The 18,791-nt window shown below is 60.8% G+C and carries 15 protein-coding genes; 12 read left to right on the top strand and 3 right to left on the bottom strand.

What is annotated here, in order from left to right; genetic code table 11:
• Positions 1–221: 221 nt before the first annotated feature.
• Together ACVDG9_RS23070 and ACVDG9_RS23065 are read right to left on the bottom strand one after the other, a co-directional pair.
• Positions 222–1,250, bottom strand: a complete 1,029-nt coding sequence (locus ACVDG9_RS23070) for an ABC transporter substrate-binding protein (protein WP_031270233.1) — start codon at positions 1,248–1,250, stop codon at positions 222–224.
• 197 nt (positions 1,251–1,447) lie between these two features.
• Positions 1,448–2,488 carry an ABC transporter substrate-binding protein gene (locus ACVDG9_RS23065; protein WP_447239080.1) on the bottom strand — a complete coding sequence of 347 codons (1,041 nt, stop codon included), beginning with the start codon at positions 2,486–2,488 and terminating at the stop codon, positions 1,448–1,450.
• 211 nt (positions 2,489–2,699) lie between these two features.
• On the opposite strand from ACVDG9_RS23065, the gene ACVDG9_RS23060 reads away from it, so the two are divergent.
• The 6 genes from ACVDG9_RS23060 (at position 2,700) to ACVDG9_RS23035 (ending at position 10,911) form a co-directional block, all read left to right on the top strand.
• Positions 2,700–3,443 (top strand): response regulator transcription factor, encoded by a 744-nt coding sequence (locus tag ACVDG9_RS23060; RefSeq protein WP_023002928.1) that lies wholly within the window; start codon positions 2,700–2,702, stop codon positions 3,441–3,443.
• On the top strand, positions 3,444–5,561 hold the full coding sequence (locus ACVDG9_RS23055; RefSeq protein ID WP_447239079.1) for a sensor histidine kinase: 2,118 nt from the start codon (positions 3,444–3,446) through the stop codon (positions 5,559–5,561).
• 487 nt (positions 5,562–6,048) lie between these two features.
• Positions 6,049–7,047: a Gfo/Idh/MocA family protein gene (locus tag ACVDG9_RS23050; protein ID WP_031270236.1), complete on the top strand. Its 999-nt coding sequence runs from the start codon at positions 6,049–6,051 to the stop codon at positions 7,045–7,047.
• A 2-nt stretch (positions 7,048–7,049) separates the two neighbouring features.
• Entirely contained in the window at positions 7,050–8,624 is a 1,575-nt protein-coding gene (locus ACVDG9_RS23045) for an acyl CoA:acetate/3-ketoacid CoA transferase (protein ID WP_023002932.1), read from the top strand.
• Positions 8,621–9,394, top strand: a complete 774-nt coding sequence (locus ACVDG9_RS23040; protein ID WP_447239078.1) for an enoyl-CoA hydratase/isomerase family protein — start codon at positions 8,621–8,623, stop codon at positions 9,392–9,394. The genes ACVDG9_RS23045 and ACVDG9_RS23040 overlap by 4 nt, the downstream gene beginning before the upstream one ends.
• On the top strand, positions 9,391–10,911 hold the full coding sequence (locus tag ACVDG9_RS23035) for an aldehyde dehydrogenase family protein (RefSeq protein ID WP_447239077.1): 1,521 nt from the start codon (positions 9,391–9,393) through the stop codon (positions 10,909–10,911). Before ACVDG9_RS23040 ends, ACVDG9_RS23035 begins: the two co-directional genes overlap by 4 nt.
• 8 nt (positions 10,912–10,919) lie before the next feature.
• On the opposite strand, the gene ACVDG9_RS23030 is transcribed toward ACVDG9_RS23035, so the two are convergent.
• Positions 10,920–11,969: a LacI family DNA-binding transcriptional regulator gene (locus tag ACVDG9_RS23030; RefSeq protein WP_447239076.1), complete on the bottom strand. Its 1,050-nt coding sequence runs from the start codon at positions 11,967–11,969 to the stop codon at positions 10,920–10,922.
• Positions 11,970–12,237: 268 nt separating this feature from the next.
• On the opposite strand from ACVDG9_RS23030, the gene ACVDG9_RS23025 reads away from it, so the two are divergent.
• The 6 genes from ACVDG9_RS23025 (at position 12,238) to ACVDG9_RS23000 (ending at position 18,787) form a co-directional block, all read left to right on the top strand.
• The gene (locus ACVDG9_RS23025) at positions 12,238–13,488 is read left to right on the top strand and encodes an ABC transporter substrate-binding protein (RefSeq protein WP_370198003.1); all 1,251 of its coding nucleotides are present in this window, start codon (positions 12,238–12,240) and stop codon (positions 13,486–13,488) included.
• 164 nt (positions 13,489–13,652) lie between these two features.
• The gene (locus tag ACVDG9_RS23020; RefSeq protein WP_023002937.1) at positions 13,653–14,558 is read left to right on the top strand and encodes a carbohydrate ABC transporter permease; all 906 of its coding nucleotides are present in this window, start codon (positions 13,653–13,655) and stop codon (positions 14,556–14,558) included.
• An 8-nt stretch (positions 14,559–14,566) separates the two neighbouring features.
• Complete coding sequence (locus ACVDG9_RS23015; protein ID WP_370198002.1) at positions 14,567–15,430, top strand: carbohydrate ABC transporter permease; 864 nt, start codon at positions 14,567–14,569, stop codon at positions 15,428–15,430.
• A gap of 4 nt (positions 15,431–15,434) precedes the next feature.
• Complete coding sequence (locus ACVDG9_RS23010; protein WP_055659653.1) at positions 15,435–16,544, top strand: ABC transporter ATP-binding protein; 1,110 nt, start codon at positions 15,435–15,437, stop codon at positions 16,542–16,544.
• 3 nt (positions 16,545–16,547) lie between these two features.
• Complete coding sequence (locus ACVDG9_RS23005; RefSeq protein ID WP_447239075.1) at positions 16,548–18,032, top strand: GMC oxidoreductase; 1,485 nt, start codon at positions 16,548–16,550, stop codon at positions 18,030–18,032.
• Positions 18,029–18,787 (top strand): 3-ketoacyl-ACP reductase, encoded by a 759-nt coding sequence (locus tag ACVDG9_RS23000; RefSeq protein ID WP_447239074.1) that lies wholly within the window; start codon positions 18,029–18,031, stop codon positions 18,785–18,787. Before ACVDG9_RS23005 ends, ACVDG9_RS23000 begins: the two co-directional genes overlap by 4 nt.
• Positions 18,788–18,791 lie beyond the last annotated feature (4 nt).

Raw genomic sequence — 18,791 nt, 5'->3', positions numbered from 1 at the left:
TATGGTTTTTCAATAACGGACGTGCCCCGCCGCATGCCTGTTGCGATGCGCTGGCGAAGCCGGCCGGAAGTGCGGACGTGCCGCGGCATTGCCATCGATGTGCAGATGCTTGTGGCGGCAGCTTTTAGCGAACGTACGTCCACCTTGCTGCGCAGACTGTCCGGGCGAAGCCCGCACCCGGCTATTAGGCAGCCGTGTGCGGACTTCTTCGGGTGTTGGGGTCAGTTGGCGATAGCGCCAATCTCACGGTCCCAACGCTCCAGGAGGCTCTTGCGGGTATCCGGGTTGCCGTAGGTGGTGAAGTCGTAGTCGATCAGCTTGATGTCTTCGAACTTCGGTGCTTCCGGCGGAACTTCGGCAGCCTTGTTGGACGGCAGCTGGAAGGACTTTGCCTCTTTCATGCGGGACTGAACTTCCGGGGACAGGGCCCAGTCGTACCAGACCTTCGCATTGTCGAGGTTGCGGGCACCCTTGACGATGGACATGGAGCCGATTTCATACCCGGTACCTTCGCACGGTGCGATTGCCTTGACCGGGAAGCCGGAAGCAGCCTGTGCAATGGCGTCATGCATGAAGACGATACCGAGGCCGGTTTCGCCGCGGGCAGCGGCCTTCACCGGTGCAGAACCCGACTTGGTGTACTGGGACACGTTGTTGTTGAGTTCCTTCAGATAGTCGAAGGCCTCGTCTTCGCCCATGATCTGAACCAGGGAAGCAAGCGCTGTATAGGCGGTGCCGGAAGAATTCGGGTTGGCGACCTGGATTTCAGCTTTCAGCTCAGGTTTCAGGAGGTCTGCCCAGCAGGCGGGTTCGGCAAGGCCCTTGTCCTTGAAGATTTCGGTGTTGTAACCCCAGCCGAGAGCGCCGGCATAAACGCCAACGGTCTTGAAGCCGGAGCTTTCCGCCTGCTTCTGAGCCCACTCATGAAGGTCTGCGAGCTTTTCCGACTTGTATTCCTGGGTCAGGTTTTCAGAAGCTGCCTGAAGATGCGGGTCGCCGGTGCCGCCCCACCAGATATCGGTCTTCGGATTGCGGGATTCAGCGCGGATCTTTGCGTAGCTTTCGCCTGACGACAGGCGCACCATGTTGACCTTGATGTCATGCTTGGCTTCAAAGTCGCCCTGCAGCTGTTCACAGATCACGACATCCGCCGAACAGATGACATTGAGGTCGCCCGCTGCCATGGCCGGAGCAACCGAGTAGGTTGCTGCCGTTGCAAGCAGTGCGACGGAAAGTGATTTCAAAGACATGGTTTCCTCCACTTTTGGCTTTCAGCCTGTTACCTGCCCGGACGGGCAGGCGTTTGTTTCAGCCCGGGGGCTGATGTGTTGACCGGCATGAGGCAAAGCTTGCCCGTTCGGATCCGCCTCCACGGGTCCGTTGCCGGTCGAATTTCAAATGACGAACTCCGGATTTTCCTTCGCTGGCGAAGGGTCAATCTCGTCCTTTACTGGGTGGCTACAGGGGTTGCCGTCTGCAGCACCTCCTTGTCGAAACGGTCGAGCAGTCTTCGCCTCTGGTCAGGTGAACCGAAGGTGGCGAAGTCGTAGTCGACCATGCGAATGAGTGAAATATCGGGGGCTGCCGGTGGCAGCGACGCTTTCGCGTTTGCGGGTATCTGGTTCTGTCCCGAGGCCGCGCAGGTTTCCTGTCCTTCCGGGCTCAGCGCAAAATCGACGAACAGGCGGGCAGCCTCGGGGTTCCTGGCGCCCTTGACGATGCTGACGGCGCCGATCTCGTAGCCGGTGCCTTCGCAAGGTGCGACGATGACCATGGGCGCGCCGGCAAGTTTCTGCGTCACCGCGTCGTGGATGAAGGAGATGCCGATGCCTGTCTCACCACGGGCGGCTGCCTGAACCGGTGCTGCGCCCGAAGTGGTGAACCTGTCGATGTTTTTTGCAAGCGCCGCCAGATATTCGAAAGCCTCGTCTTCCCCCAGCAGCTGGACGAGCGTTGCCAGCATCGTATAGGCGGTTCCCGAGGAATTCGGATTGGGCATCTGAACAAGGCCCTTGTACCGCGGTGCGGTCAGGTCTTTCCAGCAGGACGGAGCGGCAACGCCGTGCGCAGCCAGAAAGTCGGAATTGTAGCCAAACCCGAGTGCGCCCGCATAAATGCCTGCCGCCTTGCCGCCTGACATCAGAAAGAAATTCTGCGCCCAGGGCAGCGTGTCCTCGAAGTTTTTCGGCTGGTAGGGTTCAAGCAGGTCTTCGCCTGCAGCCTGCAGGTGGGTGTCGCCGGTGCCGCCCCACCAAACGTCGATCTTTGGTGCGTCGCGCTCGGCCCGGACCCTGTCGAGGATCTCGCCGGTGCTTCTGCGTTCCATGGAAACATCAAGGCCGGTCTTTTCCTCGAAGACAGCCTCCATCATCTGGCACCACTCGACCTGCACGGCACACAGGACATTCAGGTCCTGCGCCGAAGCAGCGTTGAGCGACAGCGACAGCCATACGGCCGCACCCGCTCCGAGTGACGCGATGAATTTCATGTTTCCTCCCAGTCCGGAACCAGGCCCCGGACAGCTATTACCATGGCAGAAGAGGCAGTGTTCGCAACAGGAGATTGGTTACTGTTGTTTCGCCGGCAAAAGAAAAGAGTTACAAATATTACAAGCCTTACAAATGTGACAAGCAATTGAAAAACCAAGGCTTTGCATAATACGGCTCTATGCCTATGATGTCACTCGGGAGGACATAGGTTTGCTGAACGAAGGCATCAAGATCCTGATCGTGGAGGACGATCAGGATATGGCGGAACTGATATCGGATCTTCTGGAAGCCGAAGGCTGGTCGCCGGTTGCCGCGCGCTCTGCGGAAGAAGCTGCGCGGATCCTGCCGGAGCATGCCTTTCATCTGGTTCTGGTCGATCATAACCTGCCGGGCATGTCCGGCCGGGTGTTTGCGCAGAAGCTGCGGTCGCAGACCGATATCGGTATCGTCATGGTGACGGCCGCCGGTAGCGCCGCAGAGCGTGTGCTTGGCCTTGAAACCGCCGCCGACGATTATGTGGTCAAGCCGTTCGAGCCGATTGAACTCACCGCCCGGATCAAGGCGGTGCTCCGGCGGATGCATCCGTCCCTGCGCGGCAGCGACAAGGACACCATCAGCGTTCAGCACGAGCCGACCGCGCTGCTTCTGGGCGACTGGGTGATCGATCTCGTCAATCGCAAGGCCGTTTGCACGTCTCACCCGACCCGGACGCTGACGTCGTCGGAATTTTCCCTGCTGGAGATCCTGGCATCGACGCCGAACGAACCGGTGAGCCGGACCAAGATCCTGGAACAGCTGGGCGCGGAAACAGACCGGCTGATCGATCGCAACGTCGATGTTCTGGTCCTGCGGCTTCGCCGCAAGATCGAGCGAAACCCGGACCTGCCGCAACATATCAAGACCCGCCGGGGGAAGGGCTACATCCTGCATCAGGATCCCGCCCATGCACCTTAAATGATCAGCCGGCCGGTTCTTTCTTCCATTGCCTTCAGGCTGCCTGCCGCCATCGCGCTGATCTGCGCTGTCGCCTTCACGCTGTCGGCCATCGCGATCTACGGGCTTTTGAAGGCGCGTGAGGAAACCGCCGCTTACGGGCTGCAGGCCTTCACCAGTCTGGCTGATGCCGCGCTGGTCTCGCGGCAGGTGTCTGACCTCGTCTCCAGTGCGCCTTTCCTGATGAATGCGACCTCGCCCTACACCGTCTCTGGCAAGAGCCGGCTGCTGGTGGAGCAGGTCGACCAGTTGTTGAGTTCGCTTCCTGACTATCCGCCGGGCAAGGAGACCTACCGGGCCGCCAACACGCGGATCTTCGAACTGCTCGGGCAGATCCGTGCGCAGACGCTCGCGCTGTCTGCCAAGGCCGAAACCGCCCAGCACTACAAGGAAGAAGTCTCCTCCGCGCTCGGCATGATCGCCGTTGCCGACACCGCCAGCCAGAAGGAACCTCGCCAGCGCCTCAATGCCATCGTGCATTCCGTGTCGAGTGCGGGCAGCCTGTTTCAGCTGGGTGAATTGAAGCGGCGTTACGTGGCGGAGCCTGCCGCGGCCTCATTGCCGCCGTCGGACCTCGGGCCCTATGAGCGGGTTTTCGAGGCGCAGACCAGCTATCTCCTGGAAATGTTCGCCGTGCGCAGCGCAATTGCCAGGCTGCACACGGTGGCGCGAGAGCTGTCCCTTGCGACGGAAACCCAGTCGGGCATCGTGACGGAAACCCTCAACCGGGATTTCCAGTCGACTTCGGCCACCCTGCAGCAGCTTCTGGTGATCGTTGCCGTGGCTTCACTGCTGGTGCTGACCATGGCGGTGATGTCGATCCGTTCGGTCATCCGAGTATCGAAAGGCATCGTTTCGCTGTCCAGCGGCATGAACGCCCTTGCCAAAGGGCAGAAGGATGTCGGTCCACCGGTCTATCAGGGCGATGAAACCGAGCTTCTGAACCTGCAGCAGGCCTTTCTCGCCTTCAAGGAAAGCGTTGACCGGGTCACACGTCTGCGGCGCACGGCGGAGGCCGCTGCCAGGACAATCCGTTCCACCTTCCGCAGCATGAATGAGGGTATTGCCATCTTCGATGCTGCCGGCAAACCGGTCACCATGAACCGGCGGGTCATCGAATTGCTGGGTCACAAGGGTGCTGCCCGCAAGCTGCCTCTTGTCCAGTTTCTGGAACCGGTCCCGGAAATCCGGACCGAACTGCTTCCGGGTGCGCCCGACGGCAGACCCCTGAGCGCCCCCTTTTCCGTACGTCATCGTTCCGAGAACGGGTCGGTGACGGAAATCTCGCTGTCGCGGCAAAGCGATGATGGTGTCGTGCTGCTCGCCCGGGATGTAACCTTGCTGGACCGGCAGGAGGCGGAGGCGGCCAAGGCCCAGAGGCTTGACGGCATCATGCGCCTGACGCACCAGCTCAGCCACGAGGTCGGCAACACCATCGGCATCATTACCGGAAGCCTCGGACTGCTGGAGCGGGACGGCGGCTTCAGTGACCGTCAGGCCCGCAACATTGCCCGCATTCGCAAGGCGGCGGATCGGGGCCGATCGCTTGCCAGCAGCATGTTGACCATCGGCCGTCAGCAACCTGCCAACCTCAGCCGCATCGGTATGTCCTCGTTGCTGCGCGGCATGGCGGACATTCTGGAAATCGCCATCGGCGAGAAATGCAGTCTGAAACTGGATCTGGACGACAGCTTGCCACCGCTGGTGCTGGATCCGGAACTCTTCGAGCAATCGGTACTCAATCTCTGCCTGAATTCGGCAGCGGCGATGCCCGACGGCGGCGAAGTGCAGGTTGCCACATTTTCAAACGGGGACGCGGTCGTGGTCGCTGTCCGGGACACGGGCATAGGCATGAGCCGGGAGGAGGTCGACAAGGCCTTCGAGCCCTATTTCACCACCAAGACCAGCGAGGGCGGCGCGGGGCTGGGCCTCGCTGTCGTCTATGGCTTCGTTCGCCAAAGCGGCGGCACGGCAAATATCTTCTCCGAGCCGGGCAAGGGCACGACCGTCGAATTGCGGTTTCCGCAAAACGTGGAAGAAGCCGGGGAAGTCACTCCGCGCATCGAGGTCGTTTCCTGAGGTGCTGACCATCCACCTGGGGAACGTTTCCAAGTTCATCGTATTCGGAACCACCTCACCACCTGAGTCACCCCGGACAAGCGAAGCGCAGATCCGGGGCCTACTCGCAAAGCCGCTTGCTGAAGCCGATGTCATCGTCTTGATGGTTGCTGCACCTTGCGAACGCTCTGGAAATGAGTGGGCCCCGGGTCTCGCGATGCTCGCCCGGGGTGACGCAGGGGGGGGGGAGTGGGGGCAATTTCTGATGCAGTGCTGAGCCGGCGACAGCCTAGCTGCCTTAAGCCGTTGATAAGGCGGAGATGCCTGGAGACTTTGAGCAATGCGAACGTGTTGCTGATTGTTGTCTAACTCGATCATCGATCTCGTCTGTCTCTCCAATTTCACGTCCTTGCAAAATTCCACTCTTGACTCATTTGGAACGTTCCAGTAATTGTTCCGATCAAGAAATTGGAACGTTCCAAAATTAAGAGTTATTCGGGAGGAATGGATGCGTTGGGCCCTTATCGGTGCAAGCCGAATTGCGTCGAGTTACATGATCGATGCCATCCGCTCGCAGAATGCCGACATTCAGTCCGTCCTGAGTTCGGATGCGGCCCGCGGCGAGGCGTATGCCCGTGAGCATGGTATTGCCGACAGCTTCACGGATCTGGATGCGCTCCTTGCGGATGACAGTGTCGACGCGGTCTATATTTCCACCACCAACGAAAAGCACCATGCGCAGGCGCTGGCCGCGATCGCTGCCGGCAAGCATGTGCTGTGCGAAAAACCGCTGGCCATGACCCTGGATGAGGCCGGTGAAATGGTTCGCACTGCCGCCGGCAAGGGTGTGGTCTTTGCGACCAATCATCATTTGCGCAATGCCGGGTCTCATCTGGCCATCCGCGAGCTGATCGCTTCCGGCCGCATCGGCAAGGTGTTGAGCGCGCGCGTCTTCCACGCGGTCAACCTGCCGGACGCGTTGCGCGGCTGGCGCATCAACGATGCGGCTGCCGGTGGCGGCGTCATTCCCGATATCACCGTGCATGACGCGGACACCATCCGCTTCCACCTGGGTGAAGATCCGCAGGAAGTCGTTGCCAAGGCAGCAGCCTCAGGCCTCGGAGAAGGGGTCGAGGACAGCGTGATGTCCGTCTGGTCGATGCCGTCGGGTGCCATGGTGCAGTCGCATGAAAGCTTCACGCATAAATTTGCGGGAACCGGCATCGAGTTTCATGGCACGGATGGGTCGATCTTCGCCCGCAACGTCATGACCCAGGAACCTGTCGGAGCGGTTCGTCTGGTCGATGCGGATGGCGAACACGAGATCTCCTACGACAAGCATAACCTCTACCACCGCGCGCTCGGTCTCTTTGCCGATGCGGTCAACGGCAAGGGGCGTCCTTCTGCCGATGGTGTCGACGGAGTCAAGTCGCTGGCGGTCGCCCTTGCCGTGCGCGAGGCCGCGCAGTCCGGCAAGGCTGTTGCCGTCAACTATGGAGGCTTCTGAACATGACCTCCAAGATCGTTTCCATGGCGGATGCCGCCGCCCGCATTCAGGACGGCGCGGTCATCACCGTTTCCTCTTCCTCCGGTCTCGGGTGCCCGGACAAGATCCTTGAGGCCATTGGCACAAGGTTCGACAGTGAAGGGCACCCGAGAAACCTCACGACGCTCCATCCCATTGCCGCTGGCGACATGTACGGCATCAAGGGGATCGACCACCTTGCCAAGGATGGTCTGCTGTCGACCATCATTGCAGGGTCCTACCCCTCCGGTCCGTCCAACCTGCCGATGCCGGCGATCTGGCAGATGCTGGTGGAGAACCGGGTAGCTGCCTACAACGTGCCTTCCGGCATCCTGTTCGACATGCACAGGGATGTTGCGGCCCGCCGCCCGGGCGTCATGACCAAGGTCGGGCTGGACACCTTCGTCGACCCGATCCGTCAGGGCTGTGCCATGAACGATGTTGCGGCAGACCGGCCCATCGTGTCCCGGCTGGAGCTTGGCGGCGAAACCTGGCTGCATTTTCCGAATATTGTGCCGGATGTCGCCATCATTCGGGCAACGACTGCGGATGAACGCGGCAACCTCACCTACGAACACGAAGGCGCCTATCTCGGCGGCCTGGAGCAGGCGATTGCCGTGCGCAATCATGGCGGCCTGGTGATCGCGCAGGTGAAGCGCGTGACGGCCTCGGGCTCGCTGCGTCCACACGATGTTCGTGTGCCCGGTCATCTGGTCGATCTCATCGTTGTCGATCCGGACCAGCGCCAGACCACTGAAACCGGTTACGACCCGGCGATCTCCGGCGAGATCATGCGGCCGTGGTCCAGCTTCTCGCTTGCCGAGCACGGCATCGAGAAGGTTGTCGCCCGCCGGGCAGCAATGGAACTCAAGTCCGGCCAGACGGCAAACCTCGGCTTCGGCATTTCGGCGATGGTGCCACGCGTGCTGCTGGAAGCCGGTCAGGAACAGGCCGTCACCTGGGCGATCGAGCAAGGTGCGACCGGCGGCATGCCGCTGACGGGTTTTGCTTTCGGCTGCGCTTCCAACGCCGATGCTTACATGCCGTCGCCGCAGCAGTTTACCTACTTCCAGGGCGGCGGTTTCGATGTCTCCTTCCTGTCCTTCCTGGAGATCGATCTGGATGGCAACGTAAATGTCTCCAAGCTCGGCAAGAAGCCCTATCTGACCGCAGGTTGCGGCGGGTTTGTCGACATCACTGCGAACGCGCGCAAGATCGTGTTCTCGGGTCTTTTCGAGGCGGGTGCCGATCTGGAGTTGACGGAAGACGCACTGAAGGTGCGGACACCGGGCAAGTTCACCAAGATGGTGGACGAGGTCGAGCATGTCACTTTCTCCGGCCGCAGGGCGAAGGAGCTCGGCCAGGACGTCATCTATGTGACTGAGCGCTGCGTTATCCACCTGACCGATGCAGGCCTGGTGGCGACTGAGATCATGCCGGGCATCGATCCGGCACGTGACATCGTCGATGCTTCCAAGGGCCGGGTGCGGCTCGCAAACGATCTGGTCGAGATGCCGAAAGCGCTTCTGTCCAGGGGTGCAATGGAGTTGAGCCTGTGAGCGCGCTTCATCTCATCCGTCATGGGGCAATCGCCGAGCTGAAGCTGGACAATCCGGCCAAGCTGAATGCGTTCACCCTCGACATGCTGAAGGCAGTTGAGCCCTTTTGCGATGAACTGGAGCGCGATGCGTCGATCCTTGCGGTGGTGATTACAGCGGAGGAGAGCAAGGCCTTTTGTGCCGGTGCGGACATTCTCGAATGGTCCGAGCTGTCGCCTTATGAGTTTGCCCGCCACTGGGTGCGCGAAGGTCACCGGGTTTTTGACCGGCTGGCGCGGCTTTCCAAGCCGACGGTGGCTGCGCTTGGCGCGCACGCCTTTGGTGGTGGACTGGAGTTTGCAGCGACCGCCGATATTCGCGTGATGGCGCCAAGGGCGACGCTGGCGCTGCCGGAAGCATCCGTCGGCATCGTACCGGGCTGGTCCGGCACGCAACGGTTGATCCGTTTGCTGGGTGAGCCGATGGTGAAGGAAATGGCCCTGTTCGGCCGGCGCATTTCCGCAGAACGTGCCTATGCGGCGGGCTTTGCAGCCGAGATATCCGACGATCCGGCTTCAGCTGCGTTCGAGATGGCCGAGAAGCTGGCCGACAAATCGTCCCGGGCCGTGGAAGTGGCCAAATACATGATCCATGCCGCCGTGGGTGAAGATCGCAGTGCCATGATCGAGGCGCTCGGCTCCGGCATGATCAGTCCGACAGAAGATCGCAACGAGGGCGTTACCGCCTTCCGTGAAAAGCGCAAACCGAATTTCCTGGAAGTTAAGTCATGAGTGACCTGAACGTCATTTCCATCAGCGAAGCAAAACTCCCGGCCGAACCCTTCGTCGCCCGTCACCTGATCGATGGCGACTGGCGTCAGAGTGCTGACGGGTCCACCTTCGATCGTGTGTCTCCGTCCCATGGCAGCGTTGTCACGAAGGCGGCGAAGGGCGGTGCCCGTGATGTTGATGCGGCGGTTTCCGCCGCGCGGCTTGCTTTCGACAAGGGACGCTGGTCCCGCACCAGCGGCAAGGAGCGGGCAACGCTTCTCTTGAAGATCGCCGATCTGATCGACCGGGAACGGGAGCGGATCGCCTATTGGGAAACGCTGGAATCCGGCAAGCCAATCAGCCAGGCCATGGCTGAAATCGAAGGCGCGTCCGATATCTGGCGCTTTGCCGCTTCGCTGGCGCGCACCATGCACGGCGAAAGCTACAATTCACTCGGCAGCGACATGCTCGGCCTGGTTCTCAAGGAGCCGGTCGGTGTCGTCTCCATCATTACACCGTGGAACTTTCCGTTCCTGATCGTGTCGCAAAAACTGCCTTTCGCGCTTGCTGCCGGCTGCACCGCGGTTATCAAACCTTCCGAAATGACCCCGGCAACGACGGTCATTCTGGGTGAACTGTGCATCGAAGCCGGTATCCCGGCCGGGGTCGTCAACATCGTTCTTGGCTATGGCGATCCGGTTGGAACGGCGATGACCGCCGACAAGCGTGTCGACATGGTCACCTTCACCGGCTCGACCGGCGTCGGCAAGGCCATCGTCAAGGCGGCGGCCGGAACCTTGAAGAAGGTCTCGCTGGAGCTTGGCGGCAAGAATCCGCAGGTCATCTTCCCCGATGCCGACCTCGAAAGCGCCGTCGATGCGGTTGTCTTCGGCGTCTATTTCAATGCAGGCGAATGCTGCAACTCCGGATCCCGGATCATTGTGCACGAAGACATCGCCGAGGCGTTCCTGAAGGCGACAGTGGATCTGTCGCGGAAGGTGCCCTTCGGCGATCCTCTGGACCCATCGACCAAGGTCGGCGCGATCATCACGCCCGACCACCAGAGCAAAATCGACAAATATGTGCGCGATGCCGCGGACGCGGGAGCGACTGTCCACCTGGGCGGGGAAGCCCTGACGGTTCCCGGCCTTGCCGGACAGTTCTACCAGCCGACGATCGTTGCGGATGTAAAAAGCGACATGCCGATCGCCCGCGAAGAAGTGTTCGGGCCGGTGCTTTCGGTGCTGACTTTCAAGACGCTGGATGAGGCGATCGAACTCGTCAACGATGCCGACTACGGTCTGTCCGCCGGTGTGTGGAGCGAGAACGTTCACACCTGTCTGGAATTCGCCCGCCGGGCGCATGCAGGCACGGTGTGGACCAACACCTGGATGGATGGTTTTGCGGAACTGCCCTTCGGCGGTATGAAGGAAAGCGGCCAGGGCAGGGAACTTGGCAAATATGGACTGGACGAGTTCCTGGAAGCCAAGACCGTGACCATGCGCATCGGCAAGACCCGAGCACCCTGGGTGGCGTGATGAGCAGGCTAGTCCGAAATCGAGAAGGCACCTTCGGGCTTCAGGAGGATCTGCATATCCTCCATGGGGGCGCCGTCGATCCTCGCGAGAAGAACCTTGGCCATGGCTCTGCCAGTGGCGCGCAGGTCCTCGTCGATGGTCTCGATTCTCGGGCGGAAATGATTGGAAATGGGCGAGGCGCGCTTGGCGACGACGTCGATTTCCATACCGGGTGTCAGACCGATGTCGTTGAGATAGGCGAGGGTCACCAGGGCCATGACCTCACCAACGCAGACATAACCGTCGGGCGCGTTGGGGCCGGCATGGAGCGAGCGCAGGGTCGCTGCGATCTCGTCGGGCTCGCTGTCGAGGTCAACGCCATCGGGAACCGTCAATTGAATGCCATGGGAAATGGCTGCCTGGCGGGCGCCGAACCGCAGGTGCTGACCGAAGGTGTAGCGTTCGTTCGGCATGACCATGCAAATGTGTTTGCGCCCCTTTGCAACCAGTCGCTCCACGGCCATGCGAGCGAAATCCTCGTTGTCGAAGTCGACGTAAGGGTGGGGCGTGGTGAAGTCCGTCCGGCCATGGGTGGCAAACGGGAAGTTGTGCTCCAGCAGGTAGCGGACCCGCTCGTCAAAGCACTCGGTGCGGGTAAAGACAATGGCGTCTGCCAGCGAGTGCCTGCGGATGTTGCGAATTGCCTCAAGCCGGTCGTCGGCAAGACCGTCTGCTGTAATGGTGATCGCGTAGCCGGTTCCGGCAAGGCCTTCGGACATGCCGCCGAGAAACTCGGATGTGAAGCTGAGAAACTCGTGCCGTGTGTTCAGGAGAAGGCTGATGACCTTGGTACGGCCGGTGCGCAGGCGCTGTGCCGCGCGATTGGGAACGTAGCCGAGACGGCGGGCAACTTCGGAAACGCGTTCGCGCGTCGTCTCCGCGATCCTGGGGTCTCCGGCAAGGGCGCGGGAAACCGTGGTCACCGCGAAGCCTGCCTCCTGCGCCACCGTGCGCAAGGTGGGACGCGGCAGCTTTTCGGCGGCGCGACCGCTGTTGGGTTCAAAGGTTTTTCGCGTCATGCCCGTTCACTTCAGCCGAAGCCTTCTAGCTCAAAAAGCAAGCCAAGTCTAATCAGGGCTTTTGTAACGTTACAACACAATAATGTGCTGCACTGCAGCACCGAAACATCCGCCTTAATAGTATGTAAGACAAACGAAACTCTTTGTTTTTCGGGAGTGATGAAAATCGTTGACACCACTCCGGTTTGCAACGTTACAATAAACGTTGCGTGACACTCGATTGCCGGGCTCCGGCACTCGAAACGCCTTTAGGCACCTTATGGGAGGAATATCGATGTCTTTGAAATCTCTGAAGCTGGGCCTCGCCGCCCTTGCAATGAGCACAAGCCTGGCGTCCGCCGCCGATGTTGAAGTTCTGCACTGGTGGACTTCCGGCGGTGAAGCTGCTGCTCTGAACGTTCTGAAGCAGGACCTGGAAAGCCAGGGCATCGGCTGGCAGGATATGCCGGTTGCAGGTGGTGGCGGTACCCAGGCCATGACCGTGCTGCGCGCACGCGTTACCTCCGGCAACCCGCCCACCGCCGTACAGATGCTCGGCTTCGACATCACCGACTGGGCCAAGGAAGGCGCACTCGCCGACCTGAACATCCTGGCCGGCATGGAAGGCTGGGACGACGTGGTTCCGGAAGCCCTGCAGAAATTCTCCAAGTATGACGGCAAGTGGGTCTCCGCTCCGGTGAACGTCCACTCCACCAACTGGGTCTGGGCGAACAAGGCCATCCTCGACGAGCTTGGTATCGAGCCGCCGCAGAACTGGGACGAATTCGTTGCCGCTCTGGAAAAGGTCAAGGCATCCGGCAAGACCGCGATCGCGCACGGCGGTCAGGCCTGGCAGGACGCGACCATCTTCGACGCAGTCGTGATGGCGACCGGTGGACCCGAGTTCTACCAGAAGGCCTTCATCGACCTGGACGAGGAAGCGCTCGGCTCCGACACCATGAAGGAATCGTTCGACCGCATGGCCGTGATCCGCTCCTATGTGGATGACAACTTCTCCGGCCGTGACTGGAATCTTGCGACCGCCATGGTCATCAACGGCGATGCAGCCTTCCAGATGATGGGCGACTGGGCGAAGGGTGAATTCCTGAATGCCGGCAAGAAGCCGGATGAAGATTTCCTCTGCTTCCGCTTCCCGGGCACCCAGGACCAGGTGACTTTCAACGCCGACCAGTTCGCGATGTTCGCGCAGGGTCCGGAAGTCGGCAAGGAGCAGGCTGCACTTGCAACCGCTATCCTGTCACCGAGCTTCCAGTCCGCGTTCAACGTCGTCAAAGGCTCCGTTCCGGCCCGGACCGACGTGCCGAACGATGACTTTGACGCCTGCGGCAAGAAGGGCATGGTGGATCTGAAAAAGGCTGCCGACAGCGGCAACCTCTACGGCTCCATGGCGCATGGTCACGCCAACCCGGCTGCCGTCAAGAACGCCATGTATGACGTGATCACGGCGCATTTCAACGGGGAATACGACAGCGAAACCGCTGTTGCAGAACTCGTTACCGCCGTTCAGATCAACAAGTAACGACCGCGCGGAGAGCGGTGATCCGTCACCGCTCTCCCACCGGTTCGGCGGACCGTCTCGCGGTTGCAAGCAACCGCCTGGAGCCGGCCGGAACCAAAGTCTCAGAGCTGCCGCGCGCGTTCGCTGGAACGCCGGCAAAAGTGCTCTAGGTCGGGGAACTCAAGATGTCTCTCTCTGAAACGGCGAACCCGCGCGGTTCCGTTGTTGACAGACTGCGTGATGCTTTGCCCAAACTCGTGCTCAGCCCGACGATCGCCATCGTGGCAATCTTCGTTTACGGCTTCATCGCCTTCACGCTTTACCTGTCTTTCACGGACAGCCGTATTCTGCCCACCTTCGGCTGGGTCGGCTGGCAGAATTATGAAAACCTCTTCAAGATCCGTGCGTGGGATACGGCCGTTTGGAACCTTGTGGTTTTCGGCGTTCTCTACATCACCATCTGCTGCGTCCTGGGTCTGCTGCTGGCGATCCTTCTCGATCAGAAGATCCGCGCAGAAGGCTTCATCCGCACGATCTACCTCTATCCGATGGCGCTCAGCTTCATCGTGACCGGAATTGCCTGGAAATGGTTCCTCGACCCGGGCATCGGTATCGAGGCCGTCGTGCGCGGCTGGGGCTGGGAAACCTTTACCTTCAACTGGATCAAGGACCGGGATTTCGCGATCTATACCATCGTGATCGCTGCGGTCTGGCAGACCTCGGGCTTCGTCATGGCGATGTTCCTTGCGGGCCTGCGCGGTATCGACAGCGAGATGATGAAAGCTGCCCAGATCGACGGTGCTTCCACGTTCGCGCTTTATCGCCGGATCGTGATCCCGCAGCTTCGTCCTGCCTTCATGTCGGCCTTCGTGGTGCTCGCCCATATGGCGATCAAGTCCTACGACCTGGTGATCGCCCTGACAGGCGGCGGACCGGGCACCGCAACCGAAGTGCCGGCAACCTTCATGTATTCCTACACATTCACCCGAAACCAGATGGGCATCGGTGCGTCTTCCGCCGTGATCATGCTGATGACGATCGCAGCGATCATCGTGCCCTACCTCTGGTCAGAACTCAGGGAGAAAAAGTGATGTCGACGATGTCCAAGTCTTCCTCCCTGCGTCCGGCCCGGGTGATCCTGTATCTGCTGCTCGCACTATTCTGCATCTACTACCTGCTGCCGCTGTACGTGATGGTGGTCAACTCGCTGAAGCCGCTGACCGAAATCACTTCAGGCGGGATGATGGCGCTGCCGCAGGAGTGGACCATCGCTCCGTGGCAAAGCGCCTGGTCGAGTGCCCAGGTAGGCGTTGAGGCAACGGGTCTGCGGCCCTATTTCCTCAACTCCATCATCATGGTCGTTCCGGCGGTCGCCCTGTCGACGCTGGTCGGCGCGCTGAATGGGTACGTGCTCACCAAGTGGACGTTCCGCGGTGCGACCATCCTGTTCGGCTTGCTGCTGTTCGGCTGCTTCATTCCGTTCCAGATGGTGCTGATCCCGATGGCTCGCATGCTGGGTCTGATGGGCATCGCCGGCACGGTGCCGGGTCTGATCTTCGTACACTTCGTCTACGGGATCGGGTTCTCGACGCTCTATTTCCGCAACTACTATGCGGCCTTTCCGACAGAGCTTGTCCGGGCGGCGCAGATCGACGGTGCCGGTTTCTTCCGGATCTTCTGGCGCATCCTGCTGCCATCGTCCGGTCCGATCGCGGTGGTCTGCATCATCTGGCAGTTCACCAACATCTGGAACGACTTCCTGTTCGGCGCGTCCTTCTCCGATTTCGACAGCCAGCCGATGACCGTTGCCCTCAACAACCTGGTGCAATCCTCCACCGGGGTGAAGGAATACAACGTGCATTTCGCCGGCGCGATCATGGCCGCGCTGCCAACCCTTCTCGTCTACATCGTCGCGGGCCGCTACTTCGTGCGTGGTCTGATGGCAGGCTCAGTAAAAGGATAAGACAATGGGCTTTCTCGACATCAAGCAGGCGACCAAGTCTTATGGATCCTTGCGGGTCCTGCATGAAACCGACATCTCCATCGAAGAGGGCGAGTTCCTCGTGCTCGTTGGCCCGTCTGGCTGCGGCAAGTCCACCCTGCTCAACATGATTGCGGGTCTGGAGGACATCACCTCCGGCGAGATCGCGATCAAGGGGAAGAGCATGAACGGCGTCAAGCCGGCGGACCGCAACATCGCAATGGTGTTCCAGTCCTATGCGCTTTACCCGAACATGACCGTTGCCGGGAACATCTCCTTCGGCATGGAAATGCACGGCATTGCGAAGCCGGAACGCGAAAAGCGGATTGGCCAGGTGGCCGATCTCCTTCAGATCAGCCATCTACTCGACCGCAAGCCGGGCCAGCTTTCCGGTGGTCAGCGCCAGCGTGTCGCCATGGGGCGTGCACTGGTGCGCGAGCCGGACGTGTTCCTGTTCGACGAGCCGCTGTCCAACCTGGATGCAAAGCTGCGCGTCGACATGCGCACGGAAATCAAGAAGCTGCACCAGAAGCTCGGCACGACAATCGTCTATGTGACCCATGACCAGATCGAGGCACTGACGCTGTCGACCCGGATTGCTGTCATGTTCGGTGGCTATGTCCAGCAGCTGGGCACGCCGAAAGAGATCTACGACAATCCGGCCAACATGTTCGTGGCGGGCTTCATGGGATCGCCTTCCATGAACCTGTTCCCGGCCAAGGTGGTCTCGGCGGACGGCAGGCCGGCTGCGGAAGTCTCGCTGGCAGACGGCAAGACGGCGGCCATTCCGTTTGCCTCCGACGCGCTCTCCTCCAGCATCGGCAAGGACATCATCCTCGGCATTCGGCCGGAAGCCATTACCGACAAGGATGGTGCCGACCGCAATTCCAAGGCGGTTCACATCGTCGATGCTCCGGTGGAAGTCACCGAGCCGGCAGGCTCCGACACGTTCGTCGTCAGCCAGATCGGCGGCAAAGACGTGACCGGCCGCTTCCGTGCCGACGTTGCCGTGAAGGCGGGGGAAGTGTTCCCGTTTGCCTTCAATATGGAAAAGGCGGTCGCTTTCGACCCGAAGACCGAAAAGCGGATCGCCTGACCCATGAATACGGCGCCCGACATTGTGATCATTGGCAGCGGCATGGGGGGAGCTTCCCTTGCCGCGGGCCTTGCTCCGACCGGGGCCAAGATCACGATTCTGGAACGGGGTTACCGGATACCGGACGATGCTCCGGCCCGGGACCCCTGGCGCATCTATACCAACAGCGCTTTCCGGGCACCGGAAACCTGGCTCGACGGACAGGGTAATCCGTTCGAGCCCGGCAACTACTACAATGTCGGTGGTAACTCGAAGCTCTACGGTGCGGTGCTGATCCGTTACCGGGAAGAGGACTTCAGCGCGCTGGAGCATTATGACGGTGTTTCGCCTGCCTGGCCGATTGCCTATGACGAGCTGTCGCCCTGGTATGACGCCGCCGAACAGCTTTTCCAGGTTCGGGGCGATACCGCCTCCGATCCGACTGAACCGCCGCACGGCAGGCCTTATCCGTTTCCGCCCATCCCGGACGAGGAAGCCATCCGGATTGCCCGGCGGCGCCTTGAGCAGGCGGGCGTTCGCCCGTTCAGCCTGCCCCTGGGGGTTGATATCGACCGCTGGCTGGATGCCGGGCATACCGGCTGGGACGGTTACCCCGACCTCAGATGCGGCAAGATGGATGCGGAAACCTGTGCGCTGGAAGCCGCAATGGCTCATGACAACGTCACCCTTGTCACCGGTGCCGAAGTCACTGCACTCCGGACGGGCTACAAGTCCGGCCGAATAGATGAAGTCCACTACAGCAAGGACGGTGAAGAGATCTGCCTGACACCGGGGGTCGTTGCCCTGTGTGCGGGTGCTGTCCAGTCCGCGGCGCTCTTGTTGCGGTCCGGCGTTGCCAACCTCTCGGACTATGTCGGCCGTTGTTTCATGAACCACAATGCGACGGCGATGATCGCCATTGATCCGCGGTTCCGGAATACTTCCGTCTATCAGAAGACCTTCGGCCTGAATGACTGGTATCTCGATGACGGCGAAGACGGCAAGCCATTGGGCAACGTCCAGCTGCTGGGTCGTGTGACACCGGATATCCTGAAGATCCAGGTGCCGCAGTTGCCGAAATTCGCTGCCCGCTGGATTTCCGGGCATGCCCTTGATCTCTATCTGATTTCCGAGGATCTGCCCGATCCTGAAAGCCGGGTTGTCCTGAAGGACGGCAAGATCCAGCTCATCTGGCAGCGGTCCAACATGACGGCGCACAGGAAGCTGGTCGAGAAGACCCGCAAGACCCTGCGCGAGGCAGGTTTCCCGCTGGTGCTGTCGCGCCTGTTCGACGGCAGGGTGCCCTCGCATCAGTGCGGCACGGTGCGCATGGGCGATGATCCGGCTATCTCCGTGCTCAATCCGGACTGCCGGTCCTGGGATCATCCGAACCTGTTTGTGGCCGATGCGGGAGCGCTGCCAACCTCGGCTGCCGTCAATCCGGCTCTCACGGTCGCGGCATTGGCACTGCGCGCCGCCGAAACGATCAAGAAGGACCTGGCGGCATGAACAGGATCGCACTTGTCACCGGCGGCCAGCGCGGCATCGGTCTCGGCATTTCGAGGGCTCTCGCGGAGGCCGGTTACACGGTTGCCATCGCCGCTCAGGAAGAAGCGGGCGCACCGGAGGTGGCCGAAGCCCTGAGCAGCCTGGGTGGCAAGGGCCGCTATTTCCAGCATGACCTTCTGGACATCGACCATTGCAAGACGCTGCTCGACCGGGTGGAGGCGGATCTCGGGCCGGTGACGGCTTTTGTTTCCAACGCGGGCGTTCCGGCCAGGATCCGGGGCGACATGCTGGATCTGGCGCCCGACAGTTTCGACTTCGTCATGGGTGTCAACCTGCGCGGGGCCTTCTTCCTGGCGCAGGAAGTGGCGAGACGCATGCTGGATCAGCCGTCAGACAGCTATCGCTCGATGAGCTTCATCACCTCCGTAAGTGCGGAGATGGTGTCGATCGAAAGGGCGGAATACTGCCTGTCGAAAGCAGGCGCCGCCATGATGGCGGAGCTTTTCGCCGTCCGGCTTGCGCCGTATGGCATCGGTGTCTTCGAGCTAAGGCCAGGCATTATCGAAACCGGCATGACCGCCGGAGTGAAAGACAAATACACGGCCCGGATCGAAGGCGGTCTGGTGCCTGCTGCCAGGTGGGGGCAGCCCGCCGATATCGGCTCAATCATCGTGCCGATTGCCGATGGCCAAATGGCCTTTGCAACCGGTTCGACCTTCGCGGTGGACGGCGGACTGTCGATCCCCCGGCTTTAGAGCG

The organism is Roseibium sp. RP-7 (genome assembly GCF_053005225.1).
This window is presented reverse-complemented; position numbering and strand designations above follow the sequence as displayed.